Below are 12042 nucleotides of genomic sequence, written 5' to 3'. Positions count from 1 at the left end.
CCTCTTTCCACCTTCAACATCCACCTCATCAACGTCCCATATCACGAACGTTGAAGACTATCTTACAGGACCTGCGTTATATCGTCAACAGTCAGTAAAAAAAGGAGTATTTCCTCTCATTAAAGACTATGATGATGACTCTCTTATCGCCTTTAGATAACGACCGTTTTCTGAACTCATCAAGAAGGTTCCCTTTCCTGGCCTGTAAATCACCACAATAAATGACTGCTTTGTCATCAGAATCACTGTCACCCTCTGTTCTCAATCCGGCCCGATCACGAGTTGCTGGCGTGCAATCTCAACCACTTCTTTGGTGACGACTCTCAGTGCATTGATCTGCGCTATCCGTTCGATTTGTGTGAGCAACCGATGCAGGAGTCGAAAGTTCCCCTTTGTTATGCGGATAATCGCGGCAATAGCTTCTTTCTCTGCCACGCCGTCTGGTTGAAGAGCGAAACCCCACTGAAGCCATTGCCGTTGCAGTAATGAGCGAACTTCCTCAAATTCCAACGGTCGGAATTCATGCACAAATCCGACGCGTGAATACAGTTGCGGATAACGCGCCAGTTGTTTTTCCAGGCCTGGCATGCCCATTAACACCATACCAGTCTGATTACGATCATAAATATCACGTACTTGCTCAATGCCTGTTAACTTGAGACGATCTGTTTCATCAACCATCAGTAAGTCCATCTCCTCAGGAGGAGGCAATGGCTGTTCCCAGCTCTCATGGCTTTGTTCACGATGAAGAATCTCTTTCCGGTAGAAACGTAACCACGCCTGTATTTCTCCCACTTCCCGCTGAATCTGTTTGGGCGAGGCGGCAATCGTTGGGGTGTACAACACGGTCTTACAGGATGCTATCTTTGTGTTGAGGGGTGACTCTGCCCCTCTGAGGGCAAGGAGGGGTTCGATCTGTGGCCACTGTGCATAATATCTCGCAGAAAAGGTCTTACCAACTCCTGGCAGGCCATAGCAGATGCCAATGTAATGGTAGTGCCGACAGGCGTCGCACAGCTCGGTAAACAGGCGATATTGTTGTGTCTCCAGAAAGGCCATCTGGAACACTGGTGGTTGCTTACTCATTGAAATACCTCTTCAGCCGAGGGGTGATGGGCGGTGGTGTTGCTTCGACAGGCGATGGGGAGTGTTCAGATTGGGATGATTCAGATGAGGTTCCCGTCTGGATCTGTTCAACGACTGACAAACGATCCTTGATGCCTTGCCGAACACGTTTGCGCTGTTGGGTACGTGTTTGGATCACCTCTTTCAGGCTGATGTACTGTCCGGCAAATTCAGCACAGATGGCACGGCATAAGAAGCGTCCCTGATAAAAAACTCGGATGACGGCAAGATCACGTGGATCGTACCGGATCGTGACATCTTCGCCAACATAGGCGGCCAGCGTCGTTTCAAAATAGCGTTGTCCTTGAAAATGAATGCCATCCTGCTGCACTCTTCGCCCTTTCACCACACTCAGGAGCAGCAAGTCCAGTTGCTCCAAGGACTCCGGCATCTGTGGTAAAAAGCCACTCTCTTCCCAACGAGCTTGAGGAGCTGAGCGAATTTCCTCTTGAACCCGTTGATGATAGTCTTCGAGCAGCCAAGTCCGAAAGCAGGTGTCGAAGGCGGAAAGAGAGAGAAGTGTGCCTGGTGTTTTCCCGTTTGCACCCTCAAAGCCAGGAAGGTGTGGCAGGAGCATCTGTTCGACGGTCTGAAAAAAACGCTCAATTTTCCCACGTCCACGCGGATGACCAGGCCAGGAAAACACCAGTTCGATTTTGAGATCAGCGGCAACTTGTTCGAGATGGTGACTAGTAAAATCTGATCCGTTGTCGGTGTAAAAACGGGTGGGAATGCCACAGAGATGCCAGCGAGCATCCGCTTTATGCCAGATGGCTTGATGAAGTGTCAACGCCGTTTGTAAGGCGGTTGGACTGGCAAACCCCAAATAGTATCCGGGAACCCCACGACTGTAGTCATCCAGGATAATGGTGAGCCAGGGCCTCGCAGGTTTGCCCTGCTCGTTTCGCACCAGAATGGGCAGGAGCGAATGATCAGCTTGCCACACTTCATTGGGAGCACTGGCTGTATTCCGATAAATCACATCAAACTTCTCTCGATAGACTTTCGATCCCTCATGAGCAAGCGTCATCAGAGTGGGATCAAGTTGTTGCACAATACGCTCGACGGTGCTGTAACTAGGCGTTTTCCACTCACGTGCTTTGGTGAGCTTGGCAACCTCCCGATGAATGGTGGCAATAGTTCGCCGAGGCTTCTCCAAGGCAAGGCCCTCAATGAATTGCTGAACCTGTGCTGTCACGGCACGCCTCTGGTCTTTGTCCTTTCGCATCGGTCGGCTCAGCCCTGCTAGGCCATCAATCCGGTAGCGTTGGACCCACCGTCGCAATGTTCTGACCGGAATCTGGTGTTCCCCTGCAATCCGTGTCAGCGGGACACCATCTTCGAGAAAGGGGCGAATGAGGTGAAAGCGCCGTAACGCCTCAGCGAGCTTCGCCTCTGTCAGCATGGTAAGAGAGGTGTGTTGCTGTCCCATCTTCCATCATCCTTTTCAAGAAACTCGACGTTGGTGCTTTAGCGGGAAGATGGTGTTCTGTGGCAATGCGTGTCAGAGGAACACCATCTTCCAGATATGTCCGAATAATATGAAAACGCCTGAATACTTTAGTGCGCTGCGTTTCAGGATAAGTAGCAATATTTTTCTTGTGTTGCATCTACCAATGTTCAGCATAGCTGATAGTCCTCATATTATGGATATTATATTGTATGAACGAATACCCGAAACATACAAAAAAATATCAAAAGAACTAATTCTGATCTTCTTCTTGTTCAGAGAGATTTGCAAGCAGAAAACGAAGGCACGAAATGGCCAATTTGTAGAAGTGATAACGATCGTTTTTGCCTCTACAAAATGGCACGTATTATATTGTATAAAACCTCTACAGGATGTATACTATTTACGAGATTTATTTGATTAAGAGGAGACGGCTGTCTTTATGGGAAAAACCATTGCCTATCTGCGAGCCTCGACAGACAAACAAGATGTCAAGAACCAGAAATTAGAAATCTTAGAGTGGGCCCACCAGAAAGCGCTCTATGTGGATGACTTTGTCGAGATTACCATCTCTTCTCGTAAAACAAGCAAGCAACGGCGCATTGATGAAATGGTGCAAACGCTCCAAGACTCGGATACGTTGGTCGTGACAGAACTCTCTCGCTTAGGCCGTAGTACTGCTGAAGTCATTGCGCTCGTGAATGAACTCGTTTCTCGCAACATTCGCGTGATTATCCTAAAACAAAACCTTGATGTTTATAAACATGATATGAACAGTAAAATCATCATCACGCTGTTTTCCCTCTTCGCCGAACTGGAACGTGACCTGATTAGTCTGCGCACGAAAGAGGCGCTCAATGCCAAACGCATCCAAGGGGTTACTTTGGGAAAGCCCAAGGGAACCATTCAGAAAAGTAAATTTGATGCTGACCTCCCACGGATCAAGGAATTGCTGGTATTAGGGCTTTCTGTACGAAAGATTGCGAAGCTCCTGGGATACTCAAACCACTATTCTCTCAACACCTACATCAACAAACGGAAACTGCGTGAGCAAGCCTAGACGTTGCAATGGGCTTCGGCTTGCCATCCGAAGTCCATTGCAACATCCTGCGAGCCAAATGATGAGAGGGCTCAGGCGCGTGGGTTGTACCTCTCTTGTTATGACTACATGTGGTAGTCCCTCGCTCTTTCTATAGCTTGAAGACCTGCAACTCGTCTAGCGCTTTATGCAAATCTGCGTACACCTTCTCCGTCTGTTGCCTGAGATTGAGCCGCTGCAGTTCGTTGAGCGCGTTACAACAATGCATACCTCTGTAGAGGCACGCTCTGAAGCGTAACCCAGGTGTTTCCGTCGGTCGACCAAACTCTTGCCAGAACACATCTCGTACATGAGGAGAAACCCTGCGCTCCAGCAAATTAAATGTCCAGTCGGCCAGGGGATCGCCCCAATAGCCTCTATCGGCATCAAGAACAGCGCTAATTTTTGGCCCGTTTTCTTTGCGCTCTATCAGAATATTGAAGGGCCAGAGATCTCCGTGTAGCAACCAGGGTGTGGTAATTTCATCAATCAAGCCTGCATGATTTGCAGCGATATGGCACAGCATCTGTATCGGTTCGCAATTGAGTCCATTGCGCATGGCTTCTTGCAGCGACTGTTCGAGCGTCTTGATTACTTTCTCACTCCAGGTGGCAAATTGCAATCCTGGATAAGGTATACCGAAAATATCCCCTTTGATCGTGGATATTGTCCTGGCAATATGGGCAAACTGTCGCCACAATGCATCATTTTCATCCTCAGTCAACTCACCCATTACGTTTGACCACAACTTGCCAGGCATATACGTTTGGAACATATAATCCCGCTCAATAAGCTGATGGGTAAAGTCTATCATGAGAATTTTTGGGAGCAATGGTGCTATCGGAGCAAAGTATGGCTGGAGCATATGCTCACGTCGCATGAAACTATGTTCAAGCCATAATCCCTGTTTTGTTGACTGGGGAGCTACACGCAGTATCGCAGTATCTCTGTTAGCAAACTCTAGCAGGTAGACATTGTTATACTCGCCATTGCCTAACTCTTGAGCGGTCACCACGTTTACTGCGTTCCCAAACGCCCGCATACACATCTTCTCAATCATCTCTGGGGGTACTGGCTGTTGCAAGGTCCCTGCCTCGCGCTCTATTTGTGTGTATTTCAATCTTACTCCACTTCTTAGAAAAAATTTCTCATAGAGAAAGGGGAACACAAAGCACACTTTTGATCCGCTTATACAAAAAAAGCGATCTCGTGTATCGAGGTATGGCGTGATTTACGCCTTGAGGGCTTCGGAGTGGAGAAAGGCAAACTCTTCATCGTTCATCATGGAGTAGACTGGTTCATTGAACACTTATTTGGGGAATTGCTGCGCCTTTGCCTGAAATGAAACGAAAGCTTGACGTAATTCTACCATTCGGAAGCCATTATGTAGAAACTTTCTGTTGAGCATAGGCACCTCCTTTGGCATGAACTGCCTTACAATATAGAAAGAACAAAGACATACTCATCATATCATACAGGCAGCGGCACAACAAGCTTTGCCACTATCATTGGGATACTTTATGTCTCTAGCAAGTTGAAGCCGTTTAGAGGTATTCACATACATCTTTTCTTTAAACTCAGGAAGAGAGGCGATTTTGAAGAAAACAGTGCCATATATTGTGATGAATAACACCTGGCCGAAACAGAGCACTTTTCTGTCTGTATTGTCATCTGTAAAACAACGTCTAGAAACTTGCTTCTTATGATGAGTTGTTGTACAATTAAGTCATCAGTATTTTATGAGGAGAGTACAGGAAGGAGCTTGTAGACACCTCGCCGTATGATGCTTGAAAGGGGTGCGCACTCAAATTGGGCATAAAACGCCTGGGTACTTGAAAACGGGAGAGAATCTGGGTACGATTGATGCATCAGCCTATCTCATCGTGTCAAGGGGGATCACACGGTGTCCAAGCGCAAGCGCATTCAGCGAGAGCACACTGAAGACTGGCAGGCCATTCAGCAGTACACACTCTGGCCGGAGCAAACGGCTTACGAGTTGCTGCGCCCTGTCGTACTTTTCGGCGATCCAACTATCCAACGGGCACAAGAGACAGGCGAACCACGCACCAGCCTGGAGCGGAAAGCCGACGCTTTTGATGAGCAAGGCATGGTCAGCTTCTTCGCTTCCAGGCCACGCAAACAGCCACAGGAAACGGCGCGGAGCCTGCCACCAGATATACGCCAGTTGATCGTTGACCTGCGCATAGAAATGCCAAATATGTCCATCCGTGAGATTGCAGAAATCTGCGATACGCGTTTTCAGCGACGGCCTTCTCATCATTCAATCAAGACGGTGCTGGCTTCTGGTCCGCCTCCATCCATCCAGATGCGTCGTTTCCCTCGCTGGAACGACATCCCTGATCCTGCGCAGCGTCGTCACAATATTGTGCAGCTCCATGCGGAAGGATGGTCTGTTGCTTCCATTGCCGAGTATTTGGTGGTGAGCAAGCAGACGGTGTACATGACGTTGAAACGCTGGGTGCAGGAAGGGGTCAAGGGACTGGATGATAAGTCACACGCCCGTAAAGCGCCGAGAGTGGTGACACTTGAAATCGCCAATGAGATCCGCAAAAAGCAAGAAAACCCGCTGATTGGTGAATGGCGTATGCACGCCGCGTTACTCCAGGAGGGAATAAAGGCGTCCCCGCGTACTTGCGGGCGAATCATGGCAAAAAATCGTGCCCTTTATGGATGGGACAAGCCTAAAGGCCCGGCGAAACCCAAGAAAGAGATGCCCTTCAAAGCCACGCGGCGTCACGAATTTTGGAGCATCGATATACGGTATATCGAGCACCACCAACTTCCAGACATTAAAGGTCCAGTATATGTAATTAGTATCCTTGAGAACTTCTCGAGAATGCTGCTGGCATCTGCCATCTCGGAAAGGCAGGACACAGCCGCCTTTTTACGGGTTTTCGCTAAGGCTTTACGCAATTACGGCGCTCCAGAGGCCATAGTCACAGATAGTGGTGGAGTCTTCTATTCAAAACGTGCAATGGCGATATATGAGGCTCTAGACATTCGTAAGGAGCGAATTGACCCCAGGCAGAGCTGGCAAAATTATATAGAGGCGCACTTCGGGATAATGCGGCGTCTAGCGGATTACTACCTAAATAAATCATCTACACTAGATGAGATGAAGAAGGCGCATCGCAAATTCATTCGAGACTATAACTGCCAGATCCACTTCGCGCACCGCGAGCGCCAGGATAATCGTCACAGCCCCCAGGATGTACTGCGCGGCGTGCTGGCACGTACCCTTCCAGCGCCGACGCTGGCCCGCATCTTCTTTGCGACAGAGTTTACTCGCCATCTGGATCGATCAGGATATATCCGCTTTCGCCGATGGCGTTTCTACGCTGAGGAGGGGCTTGCCAGACAACAAGTGCAGGTGAGCTTTTACACCAGCACACTCAAAATTGAATACCAGGAGACGGAGCTGGCTTTCTACACAATAGAATGGGAGGATAACAAGCGCATCAAAGAGGTGAAAAATCCGCGCCTGGTCGAGACGGGCTATCGGTCTCCACAATTAACGTTGTGGACGCTTGGACCCGATGAATGGCTGCTTTTCTTGAAATTACCTGACTACGCAGCGCGGAAAAAGCCGCAGAGGAAGCCAGATGTGATCCAACTTCCTTTGCCTGATCTCGATGAAAACCTGCTGCCGCTGGTTTCTTCATGAGTGGCGAGAACTGGCCCAAACCTTGCCGCCAGATGCGTGTACAACTCCCAGTCATGACGCGTCTTTAGAGAGACAGCTTCTTCAACAATGAGTTACTTTCTTTCCAGGTTCAATTGCCATGAAATCCCGTATTGAGAGGTATTCCTCGCAGACGTGTCCCGTATGCGGGGAGCGGAGCCGGGCCCCGCAGGATAGACTGTTGCCCGCACTGTAGGGCCACAGGCCCGCGTGACGTGAGTTGCCGCGGCTCCATATCCTCTCGTCTCGGTCACCATGGTGACATGCTCCCAGGCCGTTGCCTGCCGAGGCTCGGTGAAGTGTTTGCGCCCTTGGCGCAGTAGTTCGGGCGGACACCCCGCACATAGCTCGGCGTGAGCCGAGAAGCCCCCGGCACAAGCTTCGGGGAGTGTCACACGCCCTGACGAAATCCTTCCTCAATCCAGGTCATGTGCTGAGCTGCATGCCCCGCTCTCCCGGCAAACAAGTCGCCAGCGGTCTGGTCACCAACGACAGTGGGCACCAGAGCGGCCAGATGATCATCGGTGAACTGTTGCAGGAGGTCCAATGTGTCCTGCCGCGCCGCCAGGTAATCCGCTGCCACCTTCTCCAAACTGTCGTCATGGTGCTCGTTCACGTAGGTTTGATTGACACTGGCGACGGCCATCCCCAGCCGCTCCTGCTCCTCCGGGGTCAGCGCGTCCAAATTGCCCAGGATGCCCGGCATTTCCATTCCCGCCGGGTATTGTAGGCGTAAGAGAACGTCTCGAGTCTCGCCAGCGAGTGCATGGCGCAGCAATCGCTGGATGTTGCGCTCGCTTTTCACCAGGTGAGCAAAATGATCCTTGGCGCGCCACGGAGCTGCTCCGGGAACTTCACTCGTCGTTGTCGGGCGCTCCAGGTCTTCCGGACTCAGCCCTTGAAAAAATGCCAGGACCTGCGTCTGCGATGTCGCAAGTATGTCCAAAATCTCTGCACGAGTTGGCATGATTACCCTCCTATCGATCATTCAGTGACGCAGCTCTGTAGCCCTGGTCATCTGGTCTGTGAGAAGTCGAGTTGCGCCCGCTTTCGAAGTATAGCATGCGAACCCGAACAAAACTTCTTCCATCTTGCTCTTCTCTACCTACAGTCAGCACCCATTCCCAGAAAAGGTGAGAGGCCCTCTATCAACCTCGGCGATGACACCAACTTTTTTGCCCAATTTGAGTGCGCACCCCTTTCAAGCATCATACGGCGAGGTGTCAGCTTGTATTGTGAAAATAGGGTATATCCGTGTGAGTCGAGACAAACAGACTACGGCCCTGCAGGTTGATGCCATGCAGAAAGAACATTGTGAGCGTACCTTCACCGATAAAATGAGTGGCAAGCGGTTTGACCGACCCGAATTCTTGAAGATGCTCGAGATGGCCCGGACTGGAGACATTATTGTGGTGTGGCGGCTTGATCGCCTGGGGCGGTCCTTAAAGGAGTTGATCGAGACCGTGACGGCGCTTGGCGAACGCGGGATCGAGTTAAAAAGCCTCAAGGAGAACATTGACACCTCGACGCCAACTGGAAAGTTGATGTTTCATATTATCGCGGCAATGGCCGAATTTGAACGGGACATCATCCAGGAGCGCACCCAGGCCGGACTCGAAGCCGCGAGGGCGCGAGGCCGCAAAGGTGGTAGGCCGAAAGCGACGAGCAAAATACGACCCGAGCAACTGGAGCGCGCGAAATCCTTGTATGCAGCGAAAAAAAACACGATCGCCGAAATTATGGCCCTCACCGGCTTTAAGAGCCGGGCCACCTTCTATAAATATGTGGTTGCTACACCCCAGAAAGGATCATCAATATGACACCCGCAGAAGAAGTCTATAAAAAAGAACTCGCCCCATTAGTTTTGGGAGTCAAAGAGAAAGCGAGACAGCTAGGATTTCCCTCTCTTATCGTCATCCAAGTTGACAAGCAGCTCCGGATTACCGGCGACACAACGAATGCACGACCAGCGCTTGTGGAAGCGTCCATGATGCTTTTTGGTGAGAACAATGGATAAACCCGGATTCGCTCGCCAACGGTTTATCCTATTCCATTGCATCTAACTTCGTTGCTTAATGCTTATGCGCTTCCTCTTAACAAGCCGCTCAGAGCTACTCAATCTGAAGCCGACATGGAGGGATAAATTGCCCTGGCACAATCCTGAATGACAAAGTGCCCAGCAGCAACTCAAAAACGGGCTGCTGGGCACTTTAGTGAGTGAATTTCAACATCATTGCTTTTAATCCCCGCTGTTCCACCGAAAGTGACCAAGACCCTTAAAAATCGTCGAACATTCAGCCAAATTACCATATTGCGGATGCTATTGCGACTCAACTCAATGCTTCACCCAATCCCACAAATGAGCAACCGGTTCAGATTGATGAGTGCCAGTCAAATCTGAACATCTCGCAGCTGACCCAGGTGGTAAATGCCCGACCAGGTGAGCAGGTTTGGCCCTCCCACGTAAGCACTTGCCCTCCAATGTGAGCACTGGTACCAATTTACTTGAGCAAACCGCTTCACATCTGGGATAACAGCAAAGAATAGTGTAAATAACAATGAGATTTACACATAGCTCGAAGCAAAATGCTACTTCTAAAAGGAATTTTTGAATATCTTCGAAAAATCTCCTCTGCCAAAACCAGGAAATCCCGGTTTTGGGTGTATAATAGATGCCTCGCCACCCAAGTTCCAACCCCCAAACGATATTTTCCGCTCATACGCTCAATGTAGCATCATCGTGTGCTTTTTACCCTTCCAATAGATGTGTTACAAGTTTTTTATAATATTACGGGCTTGGACGGTGTGGCACTCTCTGTTTGTCTGTATGCTTTAAGGAGGAAACTCGTGCTGCGTACCATCCCATCAAACGGACTTCCTGCAACCGGGAACTTCATTCGTATTATCCAGGCCTTTCGTCCATACTGGTGGCGTGTGCTTCTGGTCATTGTCATGATCCTGATGAATTCCACCCTTGGCACTGCTGTTGTCCCCGAAGTCACGAAAATGATCATTGACCAGGCTTTGCCGCGCAAAGATCTTGCTCTGCTGGCTTGGCTGGTGCTTGCGCTGATCTCCCTGCCGATGTTTACTGGCCTAGTCAGCATTGCTCTGGATTACTTGAAAGTAACACTGGCTCAGTATGTCATGCACGACTTGCGCATTGGTCTGTATGCTCGTCTTCAAGCCGTTGCCCTGCGCTTCTACACGACAGAGCGCACCGGTGAGATCATCTCGCGCCTGACCAACGATGTCAACGGAGTGAGTGATGTGCTCAGCAATGCTATGAGCGAGACGCTCTCCAACTCCATCGCGATGCTTACGACGCTGGTTGTGATGTTGAGTTTAAATGTGCCACTGACTCTCCTTTCCCTCGGCCTGACACCGATCTTTGTCTCTCTGGCCCTGCACGTTGGTAAGGTCGTGCGAGGCGCAAGCAAAGAGACGCAGCAGACGTTGGCCGATGTTTTGTCTGTGCTTGAGGAGACGCTCAATGTCAGCGGCACACTTCTTGTGAAGAGTTTCGGCAGGCAACGAGCCGAGACGACACATTTGAGAGCTACAAGTGAAAGACTTGTGGCCGTACAGGTCCGCCAGACGATGATCGGGCGCTGGTTCCTCTTGAGCTTCCACATCTTTTTCAACATTGCTCCGGCCCTGGTCTACTATGCTGGAGGACTTCAGGTTATTGGTGGTCGCCTCAGCCTTGGTTCACTGGTCGCCTTTATCGCTCTGCAAAACCAGTTCTTTCCTACATTGCGCCAATTGCTCGGTATTCCTCTCGACATCCAATCAGCGCTCGCCCTCTTCGAGCGCCTTTTTGCGTATCTTGATCTCCCAATCGAGATCGCAGACCGTTCCGATGCCAGGGCGCTTGAGCATGTCACCGGTCATGTTCGCTTCCATCATGTGAGTTTCCGTTATCAACCGGAGCGACCAACGCTGATTGATGTAGATTTCGCAGTTCAACCAGGACAACTCGTCGCCCTGGTTGGTCCGAGCGGCGCAGGCAAGACCACAGCGGCCTACTTGTTGCCCAGGTTCTACGATGTGGAGCAAGGCGCAGTAGAGATCGATGGTCATGATGTGCGCTCCGTGACGCAGGAGAGCCTGCTCCAGCATATCGGTATGGTGACACAGGAAACATACCTGTTTAACGCGACGATCCGCGAGAATATCGCCTACGGACAACCCGACGCTGCTGACGAGGAGGTGATTGCCGCCGCGCAGGCCGCTCAGATCCACGAACGCATTCTGCAACTGCCCAACGGCTACGAGACAGTGGTGGGCCCACGCGGCTACGTTCTCTCAGGCGGTGAGAAGCAGCGCGTAGCAATTGCCCGTGTCTTGCTCAAAAATCCGCGCATCCTGATTCTGGATGAGGCGACTAGCGCCCTCGATACGCGCTCCGAGCGCCTGATTCAAGCAGCTCTGGCGGAACTCCAGATGGGGCGCACAACTCTGGCGATTGCTCACCGCCTCTCGACGATTCTCTCCGCCGACCAGATCTTGGTAATGAACGCTGGACGCATCGTCGAACGCGGAACGCATGCTGAACTCCTCCAGCAAGGTGGTCTCTATTTCCAATTCTACGATGAGCAATTGAAATCGCGCTAAGACATGCCAAATCTCTTCTGTCAAAACGTGTAGATCTCATTGTTATTTACACTATTCTTTGCTGTTACC

General features: G+C 50.5%; 10 protein-coding genes. 5 read left to right on the top strand and 5 right to left on the bottom strand.

Annotated elements, in window-relative coordinates; translation table 11 throughout:
- Window positions 1-261: 261 nt before the first annotated feature.
- The gene (locus JMI88_RS30310) at window positions 262-1086 is read right to left on the bottom strand and encodes an AAA family ATPase (RefSeq protein ID WP_201365799.1); all 825 of its coding nucleotides are present in this window, start codon (window positions 1084-1086) and stop codon (window positions 262-264) included.
- The gene (locus JMI88_RS30305; RefSeq protein WP_201365798.1) at window positions 1079-2557 is read right to left on the bottom strand and encodes a TnsB C-terminal domain-containing protein; all 1479 of its coding nucleotides are present in this window, start codon (window positions 2555-2557) and stop codon (window positions 1079-1081) included. The genes JMI88_RS30310 and JMI88_RS30305 overlap by 8 nt, the downstream gene beginning before the upstream one ends.
- 460 nt (window positions 2558-3017) lie before the next feature.
- On the opposite strand from JMI88_RS30305, the gene JMI88_RS30300 reads away from it, so the two are divergent.
- Window positions 3018-3635, top strand: a complete 618-nt coding sequence (locus tag JMI88_RS30300; RefSeq protein WP_201365797.1) for a recombinase family protein — start codon at window positions 3018-3020, stop codon at window positions 3633-3635.
- A 130-nt stretch (window positions 3636-3765) separates the two neighbouring features.
- Here the strand turns inward: JMI88_RS30300 and JMI88_RS30295 are convergent, their stop codons facing one another.
- The gene (locus tag JMI88_RS30295) at window positions 3766-4773 is read right to left on the bottom strand and encodes a phosphotransferase family protein (RefSeq protein ID WP_201365796.1); all 1008 of its coding nucleotides are present in this window, start codon (window positions 4771-4773) and stop codon (window positions 3766-3768) included.
- 783 nt (window positions 4774-5556) lie between these two features.
- Between JMI88_RS30295 and JMI88_RS30290 the strand changes: the two genes are divergently transcribed.
- Window positions 5557-7338: a helix-turn-helix domain-containing protein gene (locus JMI88_RS30290; RefSeq protein WP_201365795.1), complete on the top strand. Its 1782-nt coding sequence runs from the start codon at window positions 5557-5559 to the stop codon at window positions 7336-7338.
- Window positions 7339-7430: 92 nt separating this feature from the next.
- On the opposite strand, the gene JMI88_RS30285 is transcribed toward JMI88_RS30290, so the two are convergent.
- The gene (locus JMI88_RS30285; RefSeq protein ID WP_201365794.1) at window positions 7431-7751 is read right to left on the bottom strand and encodes a hypothetical protein; all 321 of its coding nucleotides are present in this window, start codon (window positions 7749-7751) and stop codon (window positions 7431-7433) included.
- Window positions 7748-8323, bottom strand: coding sequence for a DinB family protein (locus tag JMI88_RS30280; protein WP_201365793.1), 576 nt, complete (start codon window positions 8321-8323; stop codon window positions 7748-7750). Before JMI88_RS30280 ends, JMI88_RS30285 begins: the two co-directional genes overlap by 4 nt.
- A gap of 268 nt (window positions 8324-8591) precedes the next feature.
- Between JMI88_RS30280 and JMI88_RS30275 the strand changes: the two genes are divergently transcribed.
- The 3 genes from JMI88_RS30275 (at window position 8592) to JMI88_RS30265 (ending at window position 11973) form a co-directional block, all read left to right on the top strand.
- Entirely contained in the window at window positions 8592-9176 is a 585-nt protein-coding gene (locus tag JMI88_RS30275; RefSeq protein WP_201365792.1) for a recombinase family protein, read from the top strand.
- On the top strand, window positions 9173-9373 hold the full coding sequence (locus JMI88_RS30270; RefSeq protein WP_201365791.1) for a hypothetical protein: 201 nt from the start codon (window positions 9173-9175) through the stop codon (window positions 9371-9373). The genes JMI88_RS30275 and JMI88_RS30270 overlap by 4 nt, the downstream gene beginning before the upstream one ends.
- 830 nt (window positions 9374-10203) lie before the next feature.
- The gene (locus tag JMI88_RS30265) at window positions 10204-11973 is read left to right on the top strand and encodes an ABC transporter ATP-binding protein (RefSeq protein ID WP_201365790.1); all 1770 of its coding nucleotides are present in this window, start codon (window positions 10204-10206) and stop codon (window positions 11971-11973) included.
- The last annotated feature ends 69 nt before the right edge of the window (window positions 11974-12042 follow it).

It is taken from the genome of Dictyobacter formicarum (genome assembly GCF_016587435.1).
The sequence above is the reverse complement of the archived record's forward strand: the minus strand, read 5'-3'. Positions and strand labels throughout refer to the sequence as shown.